15 protein-coding genes are annotated in these 22,603 nt (G+C 45.6%); 8 read left to right on the top strand and 7 right to left on the bottom strand.

What is annotated here, in order from left to right:
• Window positions 1-24 precede the first annotated feature (24 nt).
• Entirely contained in the window at window positions 25-1,320 is a 1,296-nt protein-coding gene (locus LEP1GSC047_RS09000) for a glycosyltransferase (RefSeq protein WP_020988537.1), read from the top strand.
• A gap of 8 nt (window positions 1,321-1,328) precedes the next feature.
• Here LEP1GSC047_RS09000 and LEP1GSC047_RS09005 read toward each other — a convergent pair whose 3' ends face one another.
• Together LEP1GSC047_RS09005 and LEP1GSC047_RS09010 are read right to left on the bottom strand one after the other, a co-directional pair.
• Window positions 1,329-2,387: a glycosyltransferase family 9 protein gene (locus LEP1GSC047_RS09005; RefSeq protein WP_010419710.1), complete on the bottom strand. Its 1,059-nt coding sequence runs from the start codon at window positions 2,385-2,387 to the stop codon at window positions 1,329-1,331.
• Entirely contained in the window at window positions 2,384-2,986 is a 603-nt protein-coding gene (locus LEP1GSC047_RS09010) for a DUF4254 domain-containing protein (protein WP_010419708.1), read from the bottom strand. The genes LEP1GSC047_RS09005 and LEP1GSC047_RS09010 overlap by 4 nt, the downstream gene beginning before the upstream one ends.
• Before the next feature lie 134 nt (window positions 2,987-3,120).
• On the opposite strand from LEP1GSC047_RS09010, the gene LEP1GSC047_RS09015 reads away from it, so the two are divergent.
• Complete coding sequence (locus tag LEP1GSC047_RS09015) at window positions 3,121-4,881, top strand: patatin-like phospholipase family protein (RefSeq protein WP_010419705.1); 1,761 nt, start codon at window positions 3,121-3,123, stop codon at window positions 4,879-4,881.
• 5 nt (window positions 4,882-4,886) lie between these two features.
• Here the strand turns inward: LEP1GSC047_RS09015 and LEP1GSC047_RS09020 are convergent, their stop codons facing one another.
• The 5 genes from LEP1GSC047_RS09020 to LEP1GSC047_RS09040 form a co-directional block, all read right to left on the bottom strand.
• A complete protein-coding gene (locus tag LEP1GSC047_RS09020; RefSeq protein WP_010419702.1) occupies window positions 4,887-5,510 on the bottom strand; it encodes a nucleoside phosphorylase-I family protein in 624 nt (207 codons plus the stop codon).
• Between the two features lie 15 nt (window positions 5,511-5,525).
• A complete protein-coding gene (locus tag LEP1GSC047_RS09025) occupies window positions 5,526-7,454 on the bottom strand; it encodes an AMP-dependent synthetase/ligase (RefSeq protein ID WP_020988566.1) in 1,929 nt (642 codons plus the stop codon).
• Window positions 7,455-7,459: 5 nt separating this feature from the next.
• Window positions 7,460-8,476, bottom strand: coding sequence for an N-acetyl-gamma-glutamyl-phosphate reductase (gene argC, locus LEP1GSC047_RS09030; RefSeq protein WP_010419695.1), 1,017 nt, complete (start codon window positions 8,474-8,476; stop codon window positions 7,460-7,462).
• A gap of 138 nt (window positions 8,477-8,614) precedes the next feature.
• Complete coding sequence (gene recA / locus LEP1GSC047_RS09035; RefSeq protein ID WP_039934548.1) at window positions 8,615-9,706, bottom strand: recombinase RecA; 1,092 nt, start codon at window positions 9,704-9,706, stop codon at window positions 8,615-8,617.
• A 256-nt stretch (window positions 9,707-9,962) separates the two neighbouring features.
• Complete coding sequence (locus tag LEP1GSC047_RS09040; RefSeq protein WP_020988565.1) at window positions 9,963-10,820, bottom strand: hypothetical protein; 858 nt, start codon at window positions 10,818-10,820, stop codon at window positions 9,963-9,965.
• A 66-nt stretch (window positions 10,821-10,886) separates the two neighbouring features.
• Here LEP1GSC047_RS09040 and LEP1GSC047_RS09045 point away from each other — a divergent pair, with 66 nt between their 5' ends.
• The 6 genes from LEP1GSC047_RS09045 (at window position 10,887) to pbpC (ending at window position 22,546) form a co-directional block, all read left to right on the top strand.
• Entirely contained in the window at window positions 10,887-11,357 is a 471-nt protein-coding gene (locus LEP1GSC047_RS09045; RefSeq protein WP_010419689.1) for a hypothetical protein, read from the top strand.
• Window positions 11,358-11,383: 26 nt separating this feature from the next.
• Window positions 11,384-11,776 carry an HIT family protein gene (locus tag LEP1GSC047_RS09050; protein WP_039934550.1) on the top strand — a complete coding sequence of 131 codons (393 nt, stop codon included), beginning with the start codon at window positions 11,384-11,386 and terminating at the stop codon, window positions 11,774-11,776.
• Between the two features lie 59 nt (window positions 11,777-11,835).
• Window positions 11,836-13,218 carry a TldD/PmbA family protein gene (locus LEP1GSC047_RS09055; RefSeq protein WP_010419684.1) on the top strand — a complete coding sequence of 461 codons (1,383 nt, stop codon included), beginning with the start codon at window positions 11,836-11,838 and terminating at the stop codon, window positions 13,216-13,218.
• Window positions 13,218-14,552, top strand: coding sequence for a TldD/PmbA family protein (locus tag LEP1GSC047_RS09060; RefSeq protein ID WP_010419683.1), 1,335 nt, complete (start codon window positions 13,218-13,220; stop codon window positions 14,550-14,552). The genes LEP1GSC047_RS09055 and LEP1GSC047_RS09060 overlap by 1 nt, the downstream gene beginning before the upstream one ends.
• A gap of 162 nt (window positions 14,553-14,714) precedes the next feature.
• Entirely contained in the window at window positions 14,715-20,414 is a 5,700-nt protein-coding gene (locus LEP1GSC047_RS09065) for an Ig-like domain-containing alpha-2-macroglobulin family protein (protein WP_010419681.1), read from the top strand.
• 11 nt (window positions 20,415-20,425) lie between these two features.
• A complete protein-coding gene (pbpC, locus tag LEP1GSC047_RS09070) occupies window positions 20,426-22,546 on the top strand; it encodes a penicillin-binding protein 1C (RefSeq protein ID WP_010419679.1) in 2,121 nt (706 codons plus the stop codon).
• The last annotated feature ends 57 nt before the right edge of the window (window positions 22,547-22,603 follow it).

Consider the following 22,603-nt stretch of genomic DNA (forward strand, 5'->3'; position numbering starts at 1 on the left):
GATTGGTTCCCCATCAGGGCTACGATGAAAATCCTTTATTTTTCGGACACATTCCTTCCTAAAGTCGACGGGGTCGCAATCTCCATGCGGAATTTCGCCGAGTTGCTTGCCGAGAGAGGACATGAATTTTTGATATGTTGTCCCAAATACGGAGACGGAGACTTCGATCGGATGGGGGACCGGATTCGCATCGAACGATTTCGTAGCGGATATTTGCCCAGCTATCCGGATATAAAGGTCGTTTTGCCTTCTCCTGCAAAAATCAAAAGAATTATCAAAGAATTTCAGCCGGACTTAGTTCATATTCACACTCCAGGCTTACTAGGCTTATATGGAATTAATGCTACGGAACGTTACGGAATTCCTAGTATAGGAACCTATCATACTTTGATGTCCGAGCAGGATATGTATTTGTCTTTATACAGACTTTTGAAGCTGGACAAACTGTTTATGAAAGTCGGCAAGCTTAATAAAAGACTGCGAATTAAGGATTTGATAAAATTTGAGAAGTTTGACAGATTCAATATTCGGAAAAAGATCATATTGAAGATTACGAACAATTTGTATGATAGATGCGATCTAATTATCTCTCCCTCCCATCTCATAAAAAAGCAGTTGGAAGAGTTCGGTATTAAAAAGCCGGTCGCAGTGATTTCTAACGGATTGGACCTATCCGAATTTAAAGGGCAGCCTAAAAAATTGGAAGGAAGCCCGAAGCTTCTGCACGTAGGGAGAATTTCTTACGAAAAAAACTGCGATGTAATCATCAATTCCTTTAAATTGATTAAGGATTCGCTTCCTGATGCGAGTTTGACGATCGTCGGCGACGGTCCTGCTCTTGCCTCCTTAAAATTGCAGTCGGAAAAACTCGGAATTGAAAAATCGGTCTTCTTTAAAGGGTTTATCGATCGGAAGGATTTACCGAAGGAATATCCGAACTATGATCTGTTTTTAACGGCATCAACTATGGAGACTCAAGGATTGGTGATTTTAGAATCGATAGCTTGCGGTTTGCCGGCGGTCGGCGTGGATTCTTTTGCCATTCCCGAATTGATCCACAACGCTAAAAACGGATACATAGCTAAACCGTTCGACGTGAAAGATATCGCGGAGAAGTCGGTTAAGATACTGAAAGATCCCGAGCTATTTGCCGCATTTTCGATCGAATCGATTCGAATCGCGCAAAGTCATGAAATTAAAGCCTGCGTGGATAGAATGGAAGATGTCTATAAAGCCGTTGCCGAATTGAAAGGTAAGAAAAAGAGTCCTTCGCTTTTTAATATGATTTTTTCACTCGACCCGTTCGGTTTATTCGGTTAAAGTCGAATTTAGAAAAGCGTATTGATGTTTATGATCACATTAATGCGCTTGATAACATCCTCGGGTGTGATCCACTCCATACACGCAAAGTCCTTTCTAAAGCACGTCGTATTTCCGTAGATGCTGCAAGGTCTACAAGTGAGATCCTCTATTTGTAGAACGCCGGTATCTTCTTGACCGAAAGGTGCAAAACCGGAATAGGGATGAGTCGTTCCGAAGAGAGCAACGACAGGGCGCTTTAAAAGGGCAGCGATGTGAATGTTGGACGAATCCATTCCTATAATTACGTCCATTCTTTCCATGATTCCGAGTTCTCCTCGTATTCCGAGTTTTCCTCCGGAGACGATCGTCATCGATTGATCGCCGTTTCTCCATTCCTCCATAATGGATGCTTCCTGAGACGAACCGAATAAGAAAATCCTAATATTTGGAAATTCTTCCTTGAGTAGTTTAAGCAATGCGATGCTTTTTTCGTGCGGCCATTCTTTTAATTTGTGACCGGCAAACGGTGCGTATCCGACCCAAAGCCCTTCCTTTTTGTCGATCTTTCTGGAAAGTAAGAAGTCCTTTGCAAAAATCTTGGATTCGGGATCAACGTTTATCCAGGGTCCTTTGCGAACGGAAGCCGGATATCCCGCCTTATCGAATACCTTCAAGTATCTATCAACGGTATGTGGGAGCTTTCGAAGTACTTTTCTATTCCTACGAATCTGGCGTAATTTTTCGCGTCTGCCTTTCACGATTTGAAAAATTGGAACGCCCCTCAAGCGGAAAAATAAACTGATAAACCTAGATCTGACGCTTGAGTGTAAATCGACTATTTTCTCGTAAGGGCCGAGCTTATTCAGCTCCCGAAATAATCGGTACAAGCCCATGATTCCTCTATATTTTTTTAGATTGATTCCGATTACATGAACGTTCGGGATATTATAGAAAAAAGGCGCATAATTTCCTCGCGTCACGACCGTAAGTTGGATATTCGTATATTTCGCAACGACCGCTATTAGCGCCGGCGCCATTAGGGCAACGTCTCCCATTGCCGAAAAACGAAGAACAAGAAGGTTCATGCTTTATTGGTATACAAAGAAGGATTGAGATTCTTATCGTTGTACATTTTCATTTGACGATATACTTTATAATATTTCACGCCCTTGGAAAGATCGTCCAATATCTCATCTAGGCAAATCGACAAATCTTTCCTTTGCTCTAGCAGAATGCTTAGCTTCGTTTTACAGGCTTCGATATGCGCAATGGTCGCGTCAGTCCTACGCGTCTGCTCTTCCATATGATAGATTTTGAGCTCCAAAATGCTCATCCGATCGATTAGCCAGGCCGGCGTCTCGGAATTCATGCGGGCATCCGGCTTACGGGGAATATCCTTAAACCTGGATGAAATAAAATCGTCGATTAGTTCTACGGTATCCGTTCTTTCCTGGTTTAAGGCGTCTATTTGACGCTTAAACTGGACTAGATTCGAGTCCGGCAAATCCGGTCTTCGGATTTCGTCTTCGACATGCCACTGGACGGTATCAATCTGGTTCTTTTTATAGAAAAGATACTCTAAACTGGTTTGAGGATAGGGGTTTTTTGATAAGGATTCGCTTGCATGCCAATCTTGGATGGATTTTTGAAAAATCGAAACAACGGAGGCTGAATCTAAGTGCATCGGAGCTAGAATTTCCCTTTAAACTCAGAAATCAAGAGATTTCCATCCGGAAACAAGGACCTTTACGTTCGTATTTCATTCTCGATACGAGATAGACTTTACAAAACGGAAGAGGGGCCATAGGCTTTGCCGGAATGATACGTTTCGTCCCTCCCGAAGCATTGCAATTTCTTGCCTCGATTCCCTTATTTAAAAATCTTCCGAGAAAGCTACTCGTTCAAATTTATAAGCATATCGAAGAACGGAATGTTTATAACCATGATGTGATTTATTATAAGGGAGAGATTTCAAAGGAACTGTATCTAATACGCCACGGCGAGGTGATGGTCACTTTAGGGGAAGCCGGACAAACCGTTCGATATTTAGGTGAAGGTGATCTTTTTGCGGAAAACAGCGTTCTGACTAGGTCGGTGCATTCGGGTTCGGCGACGGCCGTTTTGGATACTTTACTGTACGTATTGAACGGAGAATATTTTCTCCGTCTTGCCGCAAAGGAAAAGATCTTATCCCAAAATTTAATGCGCCTCATGGGAATCAGGATGCGCGAAGCGATCGAAGGAGTCGTCAAGAATCCTTCGGTGCCGCGACGATTGATTTGTCATATTCCGACCGAAGAGGTCGAGGACTTCAAGCACCACCTAGATTCGATCGTCGAAACGGGGAGACGATCCCACGAAGGAAATGTCTCTCTATTCAAGATCGATATATTCAAGGATAAATCGCTATCCGAAATGATTCGGATGATTTCCCAGCTCAGAAAAAAATCTCCCGTCCTTCATATTTATTTCCGCGTTCCAAGCATACTCCCCGAATTCGATAAGGTTGTGCAACAATGCGATCAGATCGTTTTTTGGGAGGATAATCCCGAAAGAAACGTTAAACAGAAAACCGAAATCATCGATTATTGGAGACCTCGAATACGTAATTATGACGGGCGTACGTCCAGGATCGTAGTTTCCGATAAAGCGATCCATCACGAAGACAAAAGCGCCAATCAGCGAATTTTCTACAAGGGCGAGACGTTTGCCAGATATCTTGTTTCCAAAACTAGAGGATTGGCCCTCGGCGGAGGCGGAGCCAGAGCCTTGGCCCACGTCGGGCTACTAAAAGTTTTAGAAAGGGAAGGGATCCGATTCGATTATGTGTCAGGTTCTTCCTTCGGCGCGGTGATCGCGGCATTGTACGCGAGGGGAGAAAGCGCCGATTCCGTTTACAAGATGGTTAGTAAATTCTTCGGTGGAATCGATAAGCCGTTTGATCCGACGATTCCGTTAATTTCTTTCTTTAAGGGAAAAAAAATGCTGCGAATGCTTAAGGACGCATTCGGTTCGCAATTGATCGAGGATCTAAAAATTCCATTCGTAACGTCGGCCGTGGACTTGCATAGTGGGCAGGAATACGTAATGGATCAGGGGCCTATCTGGGAAGCACTTGCATCCGCAATGAGTTTGCCGGGTATGTTCCCTCCCGTTTTTAAAGGGGATCACCTTTTAATCGACGGGGGAGTGATCAACAACGTGCCTGATAACCTGATTCGAAAGAGAGGAGCGGACGTCATTCTTTCGGTTAACGTTTCCCCGTTACGCGACGATGCGATCGTTCGACTTTTGGAAGATCGTAAAGTTACCGGGAAATCGTTCTTTAAGAACCTATGGGAAGATATCACGTACCCTCCGATCTTAAAGATTATGGCGAGAGCGATTACTCTGGAAGGACGCGAGATTACCAAGCTTCGAAAGGAGAAAATGGATCTTTTCGTGAATATGCATATCGAAGAATTCGCGTTTACCGATTTCGGAAGGTACAAGGAAGTGATAAAAAAAGGCGAATTGGAAGCCGAATCGGCTACCAAGGAAATCCGTGAATTGTTCTTTCCTTCCGAACGGAAAAAGTGAGTTTTTTATGGAAACGAAGCGATTACCGCATCTTGCAATTTATCGGATAATTTTCTCCAGGAAGATTTCCACTCGTCGCTTCCTTTCGGGCCCACGCGATTCGTCAGTGAAAATATAGCGGTTAAAGGAATAGCGAAATTTTCCGCTACTTTTGCCAGACCGAAAACTTCCATATTTTCCAAACCGATTTCTTCCGTTTTTAAACGTTCCGTGGCTCGCGGACTTAGGTCTTCTAAAGTTACCGAACCGGTTCCGTTGGTAGTAGATTCGAAAAAACCGTTGCCTAAAGCCGGAATTTCAAAGGCGGTAAATTCCAGTTTTAATTTTAGAAACTCCGGTACCCGTATTTTCTTATCCAGGTAAGCGATTTCGTAATTTGTAAATGCTCTCGAGAGTCCTAGTTTTCCTTCCCATTCTTTGCGAGGAACCCAAGGATACACTCCTGCAGAACCTAGGAAGATAATGGATTTCGGTAAATCCTCTTCGTTTTCCAAGAAGAAAGATTGCAGGCGTAGCGCGGCGTTTAAGTTCCCGACTCCGGTTTCTAAGACCCAAAATCGGTGATCGGATTGCAGTTTGTCAATTTCTCCGGTAAAGGCCCCGCAAAAAAGAATTTCCCGATTTTTCATTTTAGGCATATCGATTTAAGAATACAGCTCATTGATTTGACGAGAATAATTTTCCAGGACGACTTTACGCTTAATTTTCATGGTCTCTGTCAGTTCTTGCCCTTTTTCGAACGGCTTCTCGATCAGCAGAAAATTGGAGATCCTTTCAAAATTCTTAAATCCGTTTCCTTCCGAAATTTTTTCTTTCAGCAATTCCTTATAAAATTTGAGTACGGTCGGGTTCGTAACGATTTCCGTATTTGCTTCCGGTAATGTTTGTCCCGATTTCGCGAATTTTTCCCTGAGCTTTTCGAAATTAGGAACGATCAGGGCGTTCAGGAATTTCCGATCCTGCCCGACGACTACGATAAACTGGATAAATTCGGATTCGGAAATTTTAGCTTCGATCGGTTCCGGCTCCACATTTTCGCCGGAAGATAATACGATCGTATCTTTGGCACGACCTGCAAACTTGAGTTCTCCTGTCTTCGTCCAAACGAATAAATCTCCTGAATCGAACCAATTGTCTATCAGTGAAGCCGTATTTTTTTCTTCGTCTTTGTAGTAGCCGGAAGTGACATGCGGCCCTTTATGCCAAGCTGTACCTTTGATTCCGGATTCGGTAATGACAGTCCCGGTTTCATCCAAAAGTTTTATATGCGCGCCGGGAAAAACTGGTCCGATTGCGCCGGTTTTTGGAATCGGAAACCGACCCATAGCTCCCATTCCCGTGGTCTCAGTCATTCCATAGGTTTCGATAATGGGAATACCGAGCGACCGGAAAAAAAACTGAATTTTAGAAGGCATCGCTCCCGCACCGCAAAACGCAAAACGTAGACGCCCACCTAAAGAAGCACGAACAGGCTGTAATATTTTTTGTGAAAGTAAATTCGCTAGTGAAACCGGCCCGAAGAACGCTAGGGCTACGAATTTATCCAATGCCTTTTGATCGGAAGGTTCATCCTCGGTAGTTGCGTAATTTCCCGTAATCGTATCATAAAGGGAGCTATGGAACTCCGCGATTTTTACGGCCAACGAGAAGACCTTAAATTTCCAAGACGGTCCCTTTTTGGCTGTATCCCAGATTTTACGGTATAGCGCCTCCCATACACGGGGAACGGAAACCAAAACGGTGGGTTGGATTAGGCCAAAGTCTCGTTGTAGATTAGTAACATTGGAGGAAGCCATCGAGGCACCCCAGGAAAGCAAGGCTGTCTCTAAAATCCGTTCCGCAATATGCCAAGGAGGAAGGAATACCACAGTTCTATCCGAATACGTGACCGGGACGAATTGCTGGAGTTCTTGTACGCTCCAAGTAAATGATCTGTGTTTAAGAACGACTCCTTTGGGAACGCCTGTGGTTCCCGAAGTGTAAATGATGGTCGCAATGTCCTTGCCCGTGAGCGATTCTCCGGCTTGCCTCAGGACTTCCGGCCCTTTCTTGGAAAGGTACTGTTCTCCGGAAGATAAGGCTTTATCCAGTCCGAGCACTTCCAATTTTGGGAATTGGCTCCTGATCTGGCTTAAGCCTTCGAATGTGGATTCGTCTTCGATTACTATGAGAACCTCGATTGCGGATAAACAATCAGGATGTTTGCTTAGTTTTTTTAGAACCGAATTCTTTTCTAGGAAGACGATTTTTGCGTCCGTGTGGGTTAAAATATAAGTGATATCTTCGGCGCTTGCGTCGCATCCCCTAGGAACATCTACACCGCCGGCACAGACGATCGAAAAAGAGCAGAGGGACCATTCGGTGCGATTATCACAAATGAGTCCGACCTTATCTCCTCGTCTTAACCCTTTGGAAAGTAAATATCCCGAAAGTCTTTCCAGGCTGGAAAACCATTCTCCATAGGAAATTCCGGTGAAAGTATGTTGTTTTTCATCCCAGATCCAGTGGAAAGGACGATCACGATATTGGCGGCAAGAATCCGAGACCAAATGATATATGCTAGGTTTTTCCATGGGAGTCAAGGAAGGAGCCCAAGAGTTTCCTTCTCTCCTAACATTAGATTTATATTCTGTAGAGCCTGCCCGGCAGCTCCCTTCATGAGATTATCCAAAGCGGAGACGATCGTAATCGTCTTACCTCGCTGGCGAACTCCTATATCTAGAAAATTCGTATGAACGACTTTAGATAGATCGATCTCCTCCGGAGTCTCCCGAATTCGAATGAAGGGCTCTCCGGAGGCGTTCTTTTTTAGAGTCGCGAGAGCGTCTATATCTTCCGTTCCCTCCGTTTCTAGGTAGATGGTGGACAAGATTCCCCGGTTAAGAGGGAGTAAATGCGGAACAAAGAGAATTTCCGGCTGAGGCAGTCCCGAACCCGCATAAGAATATTCTTGAATTTCAGGTTCGTGTTGGTGGGTTAAAATCTTATAGGCGCGAAAGTTTTCGTGGACTCCGGTAAAGGAAAAACCTCCGTCTTCCACTCTTCCTCCCGCGCCGCTCACTCCGGATTTGCAGTCGGCAATAATTCGACTCCGAACCTTCTTTCTAACGTCGCCGAGGAGGTACAAAGCCAATATTACGGAAGTGGAATAGCATCCGGGATTCGAAACGAAATTCGCGCCTTTTAATTTTTCCCGAAACAATTCCGGAATTCCGAAAACGGCCCGATCTACTAGCTCGAAGCTAGTATGGGTGAGTTTATAAGTTTTCTCGAATGCTTCGCGATTATGAAGACGATATACTCCCGACAGGTCGATTACTTTATGTCCGGCATCTAGGAACCTAGGAGTCAATAGTAAGGAAGCTTCGTTCGGAACCGCTAAAACCACCAAGGAGCCTTCCGGAACTCGATCCTCGTGTTTCTTAAAAACTAAATCCTCCGGAAACGGGAGATCGGGAAACACCTCGGATATTTTTTTTCCGGCAAGCTTATCGCTCGTAAGATGAACCGTTTTGTATTTTGGATGGCGAGCTAAAAGTCCGAGAAGCTCTTTTCCGGTGAATCCGCCGGCCCCGATAATACTGATTTCTGACATGCTCTTCCTGATTTGGTTGAATTCTTGGTTGCGTAAGGCAAGTATCAAAAAAGGAAAAGTTCTTGGAATAAAAAAAAAGCCGGATGGATTTCCCACCCGGCGTCAATGGTTTCTAAAAAGAAAGCCGGTAGTAAATGTTTATCCAGCGGCCCTTTGGGCGTCTTCGGCCCCGCTTGGAACAGTCGGCACTTTTGCTTCTTTGGCAAGAGCAGGTAGACCGTTGAGGTCTCGCACCATATTCTCGATTTGAAATGCAATTTCAGGATTGGCCTTTAAATACTCTTTGGCGGCCTCCTTTCCTTGTCCGATCTTTTCGGTATTATAGGAATACCAGGCACCCGATTTACTAATGATGTCGTGTTTTACACCTAAGTCAACGAGAGAACTTTCCCTACTAATTCCGGTGTTGTAGATTATGTCAAATTCCGCTTGCCGGAACGGTGGAGCAGTCTTGTTCTTAACCACTTTGACTCGGACTCGATTGCCGGTGGCCTCTTCTTTTTCCTTTAAGGTTTCGATTTTTCGAATGTCTAATCGAATCGAACTGTAGAACTTAAGCGCGTTTCCCCCGGTTGTAGTTTCGGGCGATCCGAACATAACTCCGATCTTCATACGGATTTGGTTTATGAAAACGACGACCGTTCTTGATTTGGATATGGTCCCGGTCAGCTTGCGAAGAGCTTGGGACATAAGGCGGGCCTGCAATCCCATATGCGCATCTCCCATATCCCCTTCTATCTCCGCTTTCGGCACGAGGGCAGCCACGGAGTCTACCACAATGATATCGATCGCGTTGCTACGAACCAGGGATTCGCAAATCTCCAGGGCTTCCTCCCCGTTATCCGGCTGAGAGACGAGAAGTTCCTCTAAATTTACGCCCAATTTTTTTGCGTAAGATGGATCCAAGGCATGTTCGGCATCGATGAACGCCGCGACTCCACCTCTTTTTTGGGCTTCTGCAATCGCAGCCAAAGTCAGAGTCGTCTTTCCGGAGGACTCCGGCCCGTAGATTTCAACAATTCTACCTAACGGATATCCTCCGATACCCAAAGCAATGTCAAGATCCAGAGAACCTGTCGGGATCACGGGCATCACATTCGTAGCAGAAGCCGCACCGAGCCGCATAATCGATCCTTTCCCGAATTGCTTTTCTATTTGGGTCATGGCCTGATCGATCGCCATTTTCTTAGAGTCGTCTAAGCCTTGGGCTTCTTCTTTTTGCTTCTTCATGGATTCTTTAGCTCCTTCTCTTGCCAAAACGATTCCCCTTCCTTTATGATTGCGTGTACTTTTTAAGGGATTCGACTGGGATAGGAGCATCATACTTCCTATCCCGGACAAATTCCATTTAGATCCGTAAAATCTTGGAAATTCCCTTGAGAAAAGGATCGGTTTTTATGAACCTTATGTCACCCAAAAAATGAGTCCAAATTCGAAAAAAATCTATATATTTGTATAGCAAATGTACTTGCAGTAAATGGGCAGGTTAGGAAATCGGGTTTTCATCCGAGTCGTGGGGAGCATTTATTTTTTGCCTATCCCGTAAGAAAATCGTTTGAGCCTTAAAGCTCCGCTTGTTTTGGTCCTTCAAAAATGTCCAAAACCGTTTTGAATATACGAAGATTAGTACTATCGTAAATACGAATAATAACCCTTTTGATATTAATAGAATATAATAAGGGAATAGATTTTGATTCGGGAAATAGAAAAGGTAAATTCCGTTTTCGTGAAAGAGCTCCAGGGAAGAGTTCCTTTTCTTTCTTTCCTGGAAATAGGATCTTAATTCCCGAATATCCCTAAATTGTAAGGGTGCGTCTTCTTTTTCCTTGCATAGCAATAAAGCACCGGCTTCCGTAAACGCGTAAAAGCTACCTAAGAGCTTTAAGTTTTCCCAATCTTGTAGATACGGTTTTTGTCGGCTGCGAAAGAAATATTTTATCTTCCCATTTTTATAGGAAAAGCTTCGAAAGGTTTCGGGAAAATCCGTCTCTTCTTTCAAGATCGTGCCTGAACCTAGTTCGGGAACTTCATAGGCCATTCCACCTATATCCGGAATAGAATCCAAGTCTTTACGGATGAGTTCCGGAATTAGGGATTTTCGAAGATTTTTTTTCGAAAAATGTCGGTCGATGGATTCGCGAATTGCCGTTTCTGTTTCTTGGATTTCATTCTTATAAAAACTGGATACTAAATTGCGAACGATACGTTTTTCCCTAAGTACCGGGTGCCCGGCCCATTCCATCGCGGTTTCCCATAATTCTTCATCACCGGATTCCGTTGAAAAAACGGCCGATGGCATCGCTAGACAGAAAAGAAAGAGTAAAGAGCGGAAAACCTTTGACATAGAGACGTTTTTCCCTGTATACCTCAAAGAAGAATCGAAAATAAAGGCCTTAAAAGCGGAAATACCATGAGTCTGAAAGAACTTCACAAGATAGAAACTACAAAATCCTCCTGGAGAGACTTTGTCGAGTATAGTATTCAGACTTCGTTTTATAAAGAAGCTAAGGAAAAAACCGGCTCTCTTGTGGAATCCATCCAATTAACCTTGTTCCACGACTATTTATCCACTTTTTCCGAACAGGAACAATATGAATATCTCTCTAACGAAACGGAGTTTCTTCGCTCGGCGGCAAATTTTGTGAATATTCTGGAAGGTGCGCGCTACGCTCCCGAGGGTTATAATACGTTGGAAAGATCCTTATTTTTGGGGATGATTAAAGGATTATTGCGGGAACAAATGGATGGAGAGAACCAAATCGTAGATATGGAGCGGTATCATTTTTATCGGTGTATCATTCGATTTTGCTCGAGCCTGGAATATATCGAGCGCGTTTACGATCGGTACAAGAATTATATTACCCAGGTTTCAGGAGTATAAATCTGGCCCCTATTTCGGAAACTACGATTTCAGGTTGCCCGATTTGTTCCGCTCATCGTAGCGAAAAAATTTCGGGTTTTTTATTTCGATCGGGCCCGTTTCTCGTAAGGCATAGCGAATTTTCGAAGAAACTTCCCGGTTATTTGTATGTGGAGCCCGTTTCGCACCGCGAGGCCTATTCGGAATGGACTTCCGAGGAGTTTGCAGAGTTAGGAACCGCTTTCCAACGAGCGACAACCTGGATTTACGATCGTTTTTCACCCCAGAAAATTTATACGGTGTTGGTTGCGGAGAAGGTGGCACATATGCACTTCCACCTTATACCTCGGTTCGGAGAAATCAAAGGTCCGGAATATATTCGCTTGGCATTGGAAGGTCTATTGGATCTACCGGAAACTATTTCGTTCCCGGAAATATAGTTTTGTTCTTTAGGGAAAAGAGAGAAAGGAAACCGAAACGCTCGGTCTAATTAATAAACATGGATCTTAAAAAAGCAGAAGCACTTATCGAAGCCGGAAAGAATAGAAAGGCCGATTTTGTGGAAATTTACGAGGAGGAATCCCGAAACTCGTCGGTGGCTCTTCGGGATAAAAAAATCGAACAGTCTCTAGCCGCAACGGATTACGGAATTGGAATACGTTTAATCTATGGAACGGACGTTCTTTACGCTTATACGAGTAATGACGAGATATCGCATCTTATTTCTTTAATTAATTTACTCGCGGATTCCCGCGGCGAAGCGAGTCTTCTCGGAGGTAGGTTTATATTCTCTCCCTCTCCGGTAAAACCGCAATTTCCTGCGGCCTTTTTGGATCCGAGGCAGGTTTCTCCTTCTCGAAAATTGGAATTATTGCAATCCGCCGATTCGGCCGCTAGGCAGGTCTCCTCCAAGGTTGTGCAAGTAGGGGCCAGCGCATCGGATATCGTGACAAACGTTTTAATAGCGAATTCGGAAGGATTATGGGTGGAAGATCTTAGAGTGCGAAGCCGTTTTTCCTTATCGGTAACGGCGGAAAAAGAAGGAGAACGTTTTGTCGCAACCGAATCGCCCGGCGCAATTCGAGGATTCGAATTTTTCGACGGGTTACCCGTCAAGGATCTGGCGCAAAATGCGGCAGAAAGAGCTTTGTTTATGCTGGATGCAGGGTATATAGAAGGAAAGAAACTGCCCGTTCTCATGGGGAACGGTTTTGGCGGCGTCATATTCCACGAAGCCTGCGGGCACCCTCTTGAGACGGAATCGATTCGCAAGAATTCTTCGCCGTTCGTAGGAAAGTTGGGAGAAGCGATCGGGCAGTCCTGCTTGACGGCTTACGACGACGGAACATTAGAAAATTATTATGGTTCCCTGAAAGTGGACGACGAAGGAATGCCGACGCAAAAGACTCTTTTGATCGAAAACGGTATCCTAAAGGCTTATCTTTCGGATCGAATCGGGTCCATGGAAACCGGATCTCCTCGGACCGGAAGCGGAAGGCGAGAATCCTACCAATATGCTCCCGTTTCAAGGATGAGAAATACCTTTATCGCTCCCGGAAAGGATTCCTTTGACGAAATGCTTTCCTCGGTCGAATACGGACTTTATGCCAAAAGGATGGGCGGAGGTTCGGTCAATCCCGCCACAGGAGAGTTTAACTTTGCAGTGGAAGAAGGTTACGTAATTCGCAACGGAAAGGTGGCCGAGCCGGTTAGAGGAGCCACTTTGATCGGTAAAGGACATGAGATTTTACCGAAGATTTCGATGGTGGGAAACGATCTGGAATTGGCTGCCGGTACCTGCGGTGCATCTTCCGGATCGATTCCGGTAACGGTCGGGCAACCGTCTTTGAAAGTGGATGAAATTCTTGTAGGTGGACGTTAATGAATTTAGAAGAGGCTGCCCAGTTCGTTCTGGAGGAAGGAAAACGTCTTCGCTTAGATCAATTCGATCTTATCGCTACCGATTCGGAAGATACCGGTATCGAAGTATTTAAAGGAAGAATCGCCAATACCGAGACGTCTCGCTCGAGAGGTGTTGGGATTCGAATTCTCCAAAATTCCCGACCGGGATATTCGTACAGCGAACGATTCAGTGAGGAAGCCTTGGCTAGAATGGTTCGGGATGCCTTGGACCAGACTGAAATTACCGATCGCCTGGATTTGGATTTACCCGATCCGCAATCGATACCGGATATTAATCTAAGGCATTTCGAGACAAGCCTGGAAGAGTTGGACTTTTCCTGGATGAGGAAATTCGGTCAGACTTTGGATGAAGCTTCCTGGGCCTGCGATGCGAGAATAGAAAACGTACCTCATGTCGGAGTCGGAAAAAGTAGAACGGAAAGTTTGGTAGCAAACTCTAAAGGTGTTTTCGTAAAAAAGGAATCCAACGTAATCTACGCCGGAACCGGGGTCGTAGCCGCCGAGAAAGAGAGTAAGAAAATGGGTAGTTTCTATCGATCGGGTCGGGACCTTTCGAAATTCTCGGCAAACGATATCGCAAAAGAGGCTGCAGTTCGTGCTACCGAATTATTAGGTGCGGAACCTCTCAAAAGCGGAATGTATCCTATCGTTTTGAGCAATCGAATCAGTTCTCAAATCTTCGGCATGTTCTCTTCTCCTTTTTTCGCGGACGCGGTTCAAAAAGGCCAATCTAGATTGATAGATAAATTAGGGCAGGAAATTGCTTCTCCCATTCTTACGATTCGTTGTGAGCCGCATCTCCCCGATTTTCCCGGTTCTAGAGTAATCGACGCCGAAGGAATTCTTACCGCTCCTAGATCAGTGGTCGAAAACGGAATCCTTTCCTCCTATTTATATAATTTGGAGTCCGCGAAGAAGGAAGGAGTGAAACCGACCGGGCATGGAGTTCGTTCTTATTCGGGAAGGGCAGGGACTTCCTTCTCCAATTTTATGATTCCATTCGGTACAAGTACTCGTCAGGAATTACTTTCTTCGGTACCGCATTGTATTTTGGTTACCAAGCTGGAAGGCGGCGCCGGATGTAGCGCGGTTTCCGGAGAAATCTCGATAGGAGTACAAGGATTCTATTATAAGAACGGGTTGCCGCAATTTCCGGTGGATCGAATCACTATGAATACGAATTTTTTCGATTTGCTCCGTAAAATCGAAGGGATTTCGAATGAATATTCTGATAGCTACTCTTCTATCAAAGTCCCGGACATTTTGGTAAGCGAAATCAATATCGCCGGGTAAACTAGGATAAAAACTTCCGTTTAACAGACCTTCGCGAGGACCGATTTCCCCGGGAAGGATTTCTTCCTCCTTCCCGTCGGGCCAGCAAGTAGAAAATAAACTAGTTGCCTAAGTTCGAACGATTGTGGATGAAAGACGTCACATCCATCGAGGGACGATCTAGTGAAATTCTCTCCGTTCTCTATAAGAGTCATATTTTTACGGTTTCCGTTTTTTCTATTTTTTATTTCCAGCGGATTCGGAATCGCCCAATCCGCCAAGGTCCAATTTTCCTTTTCCCCTCAAGGAGAAATCAAAAAAGTCGGGCAGGTCCAGGCTCTTTTTCGAGAACCGATGGTCCCTCTGGGGGATCCAAAACGAGCCGTTTCCCCCTTTAAAATCGATTGCCCGATAAAGGGTGAAGAACGGTGGGTTACGGAAACGGATTGGGTTTACGAATTCGATCAGCCTCTGCCTGGTGGATTGGTTTGTAAATTTACCACCAGTTCCTTGAAATCCATCGCAGGCAATGTTTTGGACGAGGGTAAATCGTTTACATTTAGCACGGGAGGTCCCGGGGTTTCGGATCTTCGCCCTTATCAGGGCTCGACGATTGCGGAAGACCAAGCCTTTGTTTTACAGTTGGATGCGGAACCTAAACCGAGCGATGTAACGGAGAGAATTTACTTTGCAGTGGAAGGTCTCGGGAACAGGATCCCGATTCGAATCATACAAGGAAAAGATCGGGAGGCGATTCTAAACGCTAGCGGAACGTACGGAGCAACGAATTCCACTCTTGTAATCGGTGCTAAGCAGGTTTTTCCTTCCGGGAAATCGGTAAGAATCGTCGTCGAACGCGGGCTCCGTTCGACTAGCGGGGTTGCAACTTCCTCTAATTGGGAAACAAGTTATCGAGTAAGACCGTCTTTTACGGCGGGCTTCACCTGTGAAAGAGTGAATGCAAAGGCCGGATGTGTTCCGATATCGCCCGTCTATGCGACTTTTTCATCCCCGATTCGTTCCGCATGGAAGAACCAGATATACCTGAAAACTTCGGACGGTAAGTCAATTCCCGTAAAAAAAGACGATTCCGATAACGGTTCCGAAATTTACTCGGTCGCTTTTTCCTATCCTCTGCCTGCAAACACTGAATTTCAGCTCGTATTGCCGAAGGGAATTACCGACGATGCAGGGCGATCGTTAGAAAACGCATCTTCATTTCCGTTAACGTTTCGCACAGATGAGTATCCTCCTCTCGCAAAATTTGCGGGTGAATTCGGAATTATCGAAAGATTTCCGGAAGCACTCCTGCCGGTTACGATCCGGAATATCGAAGCTCCCGTTCAGGCAAAGCATTTGAATCCTTTGGAGCCGAACGGCGGCGGGGAACTCATTCTGGAGCAATGGGCCACGCTTAAGAACCAAGGAAAGGAATTTTTGGGGAATGCGTTCGGTGGAAAGAATTCGGAAGAAAAGAAAGGAGACGGAAAAACTCTTCCAGCCAAATCGATCGTTGTCGGATCGGATCAGGTACAGGAAATTTTGTATTGGCTTCGAAGGATTCCGTATTTTCGGAAAGACGAATCTATTTTTAAAAATGCTAAAGGCGGCTCTTCCTCAAAAGGATTCGGAATCCCTTCTGCGGGAGGCGAAAAACGTTTCGAAGTCGTCGGAATTCCGTTGAAGAGAAACGGATTGCATATCGTAGAAATCGAAAGCGCGGTCTTAGGACGGGCTTTGGATCCCGATCAAAAACCGATGTTCGTGAGGACGGCCGCGTTAGTCACGAATCTCTCTTTGCATTTTAAATGGGGGAGAGAAAATTCTCTCGTTTGGCTAACGTCTCTCGACAAGGGAGCGCCTATCGACGGAGCGGATGTATTCGTATACGATTGCGGGGCCAATCTGATTTGGAAGGGAGTCACAGGAAAGGATGGCTCGATTCTAACCAAAGATATTTCCCGCGAAAGCCGCAATTGTCGGGACGTAAATAGATATAGCGATGGATATTTCCTAGTCGCCAAGAGGGGCGAGGATTTCACGTTCCTTCATACGACCTGGGACGACGGAATCGAGCCTTGGAGATTTCAGTTAAGGCAAAACTATTACGACGGTAATTATAGATATGCGACCGTACTAGATCGTTCCCTGTTTCGGGAAGGCGAAACGGTCCGCATGAACCATATTCTTCGTTTAACAACGAGCGAGGGTTTTAGATACCCGAATCGATCCGAAATTCCTAATGCGGTTCAAATAACGCATAATGCAACGGGGCAAGACTATCCTTTACCTGTGAATTGGTCCGAGTCTTTTTCGGCGGAGACTCAGTTTACCATCCCAAAGGAATCCGTTTTAGGCGAATATTCCATTTATTTTTTGCTCCCCGGAGGGCGAAAAGTTTTTTCCGGTTCGTTTACTTCGGCGCAATTTCGACTTCCTCTTTTAAAAGGAGAATTGCAAGCGGACTCTTCTCAGCTTATCGCCCCGAAGGATGTCTCCGTTACCGGGCAGATCTCTTATCTTTCCGGAGGAAAAGCCGGTTTGTTACCCGTCTCCCTCCGTTCTTCCATAAAGCCTTCGGGGGGAATCCAATTCCCTTTATATCCGAATGTGGAATTCGGAAACGGAAAATCCGAGTCTTCCCAATTTCAATACGAAGCCTACGAAGAGGATTCCGATTCCGGATCGAAGAAAAAACAGGAATATCAATTAGTTTCCTCTAAAACGGATGCTAACGGGTTTCTTTCGGAAAAAATTACGATCCCTCGGAAGTTGGACAGAGTACACTCTCTGGATCTAGAGATGGAATGGAAGGATCCGAACGGCGAGATCCAAACGGTAGCGAGAAACTTCCGATTATTGCCTTCCAAAAATCTAGTTGCGATTCGAAATGAGGATTGGGTAGCGGTCCGAAATAAGATTCGTTCCAAAGTTTTCGTTTTGGATCCGCAGGGGAATCCGGTCCCGGGAAAAAATATCACCGTTAAGGGAATTTCCGCAAAATATATTTCTCATAGAAGGCGCTTAGTCGGGGGCTTTTATTCCTATAATCATCGCCTGGAGAGAAAGGATATCGGCCAAGTATGCTCGGGAACGACGAATGAGAAGGGAATTTTAGACTGTCAGGGAGCGATCAATCAAACCGGAGAATTGTATCTAGAAGCGAAGATCGATGGGGAAGAATCCTATGCTCATACTTCCATCTGGGTTTTAGGAGAGAAAGAGCTTTGGTTCGGTTCTTCCGATAACGACAGAATGGATCTTTTTCCGGAAAGGAAAAAATACGAACCAGGAGAGATTGCACGCTTTCAGGTTCGGATGCCTTTTAAAACCGCAACCGCATTAATCACGGTCGAGAGAGAGGGAGTGTTGCGTTCTTTCGTCCAAACCTTGAGCGGCACTGATCCGAGCGTCGAAATTCCGATCGAATCCAACTACGGCCCGAATGTTTTTGTTTCCGTTCTAGCCGTCCGGGGTAGAGTCGAAGCCCCGAAACCGACAGCTCTTATCGATCTTGCCAAGCCTGCATATCGACTCGGTATGACGGAAATTCAAGTCGGCTGGCGACCGTATGAACTGGATCTGAAAGTTTTACCCGAAAAAGAGGAGTATCATCCGAGGGAAAAAGCGAAGGTTAAAATTCTTCTATCGGAGGCAAATCGAGAGTATTGGAAAAACTCGAAAATAACGTTGGCTGCCGTCGACGAGAGTTTGTTGGAGCTAAAGCCGAATCTGTCTTGGAATCTTTTAAATACGATGATGTCGCCTCGAGGAATCGACGTAACTACGTCCACAGCTCAGACATTCATCATCGGAAGAAGACATTTCGGTTTGAAGAGCCTTCCTGCCGGCGGAGGCGGCGGTAAATCCACGACCCGGGAACTTTTCGATACTCTTCTTTATTGGAAAGCGGATGCGATTCCGAACTCCAGAGGAGAAATAGAAGTCGAGATTCCTCTGAATGATTCCTTAACCTCTTTTAGAATCGTGGCCGTAGCCAACTCAGGAACGAATCGATTCGGCACGGCTTCCGCGAATATTCGGACCAGGCAAGAAATATTATCGTATGCGAGCGCGTCCCCGTTCGTTCGGGAAGGCGATAGAATTCGCCCCGGGATTTCTTTGAAAAACACCACGGCAAAATCCATCCAAGTTCAATTGCGCGTGAAGTCGAATCCGGATTTGAATCTCGCATCTAAGTCGGTAGTTCTGGCTCCGAGCGCGTCGGAAACCGTATTTTGGGAAACCGAAGTCCCGAAAGGAGTAAAGGAAATCGTATACGATTTTTCAACCGAAGCATCTTCGATTTCTTTTACCGACACATTACGATTTAAGCAAACAGTTGGTACTGCGATTCCTTTGCAGGTTCTTCAAGCTAATTTTTATCAATTAACTCCTTCCATTCAAGTTCCGGTGGAAGAGCCGACAAACGCAGAGCCAAATCGTGGAACCTTGGAAGTAACTTTCAATTCCAGCCTTGTTGCCGGGCCTATAGCCGGTATAGAATCCTATATGGAAAAGTATCCATACTCCTGTTTGGAGCAAAAGCTATCCAAAGCTGTCTCTTTGGGCGATGAAACAAATTGGAAGGAAATCGTTCGGAGTCTACCTAAGTATTTGGACCCCGAGGGTTTGCTTCAATTTTTCCCGAATTCCTACGGAAGAGGCAGCGTCCCGTTAACCGTATATACGTTATTACTGTCTTCGGAATCCGGATGGGAGATTCCGGAATCGTCCAGGCAGGCTATGATCGGAGCGCTCAATCGTTTTATAGACGGAACTTTGTTTCGATCCTCACCGTTAGCGACGAGCGATACGTTGTTACGAAAGATCGGTGCTATGGAAGCGGTTTCCCGATTCGGTGCAGTGGAGGCTTCGCGAATTCGTTCCATAGAAACGGATCCGAACAGGCTTCCGACGGAGACTCTCGTATCGCTCCGAAATTTATATCGAAACGCGAATTGGGATTCGGCGAAACGAAATAAGATCGACGAGGTCTTACGCTCTCGACTTCGTATCCAGGGAAGTTCCTACGAATTAGCGTCGGACGAATCGCAACTCTGGTGGTTGTTATCTTCCCGTGATGCGGCCCAAATTCGTCTATTAAATTCGATTTTAAAGGATGATACTTGGAAGGAAGATGTTCCGAAACTTTTGCGAGGAACATTAAATCAAATTAAATTAGGACATTTTGATATCACTACCGCTAACGCTTTCGCAATACTTGCCTTAAAAAAATATCGTAGTTCCTTCGAATCATCCCAAGTCAAAGGGACTGCAAAGGCCTCCTTTGCCTCCGGAGAGGCCGCTTTCGATTGGAAGAGCCAGGACGGTCGGGTGGAATTTTCTCTTCCGAAAGGAAAATCGAATTTAAAACTCAGCCACGAAGGAAGCGGTTCTCCGTATGCGTACGTAAAAACCTCCTCTGCAATCCCTCTTTCCTCTCCGTTAAGCAGCGGATTGAGAATTCAGAAGGAGATCCTGGACGAGTCCGGTAAGCCGAAATCCAGCTTTAAAGAAGGGGATATCGTTCGCGTTCGTTTGAAACTTCGTTCGGAATTCTCCATCTCTTGGCTGGCCTTGCGGGACCCGATTCCGGCCGGCGCAACCATTCTAGGTTCCGGTTTGTCTAGAGATTCGGCAATGCTGACTTCAAACACGGCTACGAATTGGTGGGACGGTCCCTCCTTTGTAGAACGAAAGTTCGAAGGCATTACGGCTTATTACGAGTTGTTTTATCCTGGCGAAGCGACTTACGAATATGTTTATCGAATCAATTCTCCCGGGGTCTTTACTTTGCCACCGACCCGAGCGGAAGCTATGTATCAACCGGAGATATTCGCCGCCAATCCTAACATTACGATGCCGGTCGATAATCCTTAGGGTATTTGCGGATGATTCGCTTCCGTTACTTTTTTCTGATATTCCTCGGAGTTCCCTGCCTGGGACAGGGATTGCCGAAAGAATTTATAAGCGAAGTCCAAGCCGGGAAGGTTCCTAGTTTTCGAGAACTGCAAAGCGTATACGAACCGTCCGAAGGCACTCTCTTGGATCGGAACGGAGAGCATTTGCATCGATTAAGATTGGACCATACCGTTCGTCGTTTGGCTTGGACGGCCACCTCCGAAGTTCCCGAATCTTTTATTTTATCGATCCTGGCTCAAGAAGATAAACGCTTTCCGTTCCATCGAGGAGTCGATTATAAGGCGATCCTGGGAGCCGTTCGGGATCGAATGTTTGGAGGAAAGAAGAGGGGCGCGAGTACGATTACGATGCAATTGGCGGGATTTCTTTTGGGCTCGAAGCCCGGCCAAAGATCGTACACGGAAAAATGGAATCAAATGATTTTAGCCTGGAAGATAGAGGAGCGATGGTCAAAAGCCGAGATCGCAGAATCCTATTTTAACATGGTTCCGTTTAAAGGTGAATTTGTAGGAATTCGAGCCGCTTCGCGCGGGGTTTTCGGGGTCGACCCGTCCTCCCTTTCTTCGGAAGAGGCGGTGTTACTCGTCGCGCTTCTTCCAAATCCGAATATTCGATCTTTCGAATGGGGTCGGCGCGGGTGTAGGCTTTCGGAAGCCATAGGTTCCAAGAACTTATGCGAACCGTTAAAAGAAACGGTTGCTAATTTAAAAAAACGTAAAGTATTTTGGAATACCGAATCTTCCTTGGCATATCACGCGGCGAGACGCATATTAGTTCATCGAGAAATAAACGGCTATAAATCGGGAACCGTTCGATCCACATTGGATGCACGAAGCCAGGCGGCGGCGGAAGAGTCGATGAATCGGGTTCTTTCCGCGATTCAAGAACGCAATGTGAAGGAGGCGAGTATATTGGCGATCGAGAATCGGACCGGAGCGATCCTGGTCTATTTGGGCAATTCCAAACTTTCGAAAGATAATTATTTTGTGGACGCGATTCAAGCCAGACGACAGGCAGGTTCGACTTTAAAGCCTTTTTTATACGCTCTCGCTTTTGAAAAAAATTTACTCACGCCGGAATCGATTTTGACGGACTTGCCTCGAGAATGGGAATTGATCGGCGGGTCGTATCGTCCTACCAATTATGAGGATAGATATTTCGGATCGGTTCCGGCTAAAATTGCCTTGGCTTCTTCGTTAAATATTCCGGCAGTGCAAGTATTGGATTGGACGGGGGTTCCGGAATTCGTTTCTCGTTTAGGAGAATTAGGTTTTGATAAACTTCGCAATCCTGATTTCTACGGGTTGTCTTTGGCTCTCGGCACCGCGGATATCACGTTATGGGAATTAGTGAATGCATACAGAACTTTATCGAACGAAGGCTACTGGAGCGAGCCGACTTTCGACCCGCAGGAAGCTTTCAGCAACGCCGAGGCTTGGGATAGCGAGCGTAATACTCGATTTAGAAAAGTTTATTCGAAAGAGGTAGCACAAACGATCCGGGATATACTCTCATCCCGCGACAACAGATCTCTAAGTTTCGGTTGGGAAAACCATTTATCCACCAAATTTTTCTCCTTTGCTAAGACGGGGACCTCTCAAGATATGCGGGATAATTGGTGCGTCGGTTCGAGCGGCAATTATACGGTGGGTGTTTGGGTCGGGAATATGGACGGGGAGCCGATGCACGAGGTTAGCGGCGTTACGGGAGCGGCGCCTCTTTGGAAGGAGGTCATACAATCGCTGGAAGAGAGGCGGCCTTCTTCTAACCAAGAGGTTCATACGGTTCGATCCAGTAACCCGAATCGGAAACTTTCGGTGGGATTAGGGAATGCGGAAATGCCGAAAATTCTTTACCCGGAAACCGGAAGCCTCTTTGCACTGGATCCGGAAATCCCCGAAGAGAATGAAAGGATTCGGTTTGAAGCGAGAACTAATTCGAAGCGAGTGGAATGGATTTTAAACGGATCGGTATTAGAATCCTCCTCTTCGAATATCTATGATTGGAAACCGAAGCGGGGAAGTTTTATTCTTTCCGTCCGAATCAACGGATCTCGGATCTCGGATACGGTGGCATTTCAAGTCAGGTAAAGAGGTATTCAAGAGAGCGGAAAAAATCCTTTTAGAACGGAGATTGAAGTCCAATTT

The sequence above is a fragment of the Leptospira inadai serovar Lyme str. 10 genome (assembly GCF_000243675.2).
Taxonomy (GTDB): Bacteria; Spirochaetota; Leptospiria; order Leptospirales; family Leptospiraceae; genus Leptospira_B; species Leptospira_B inadai.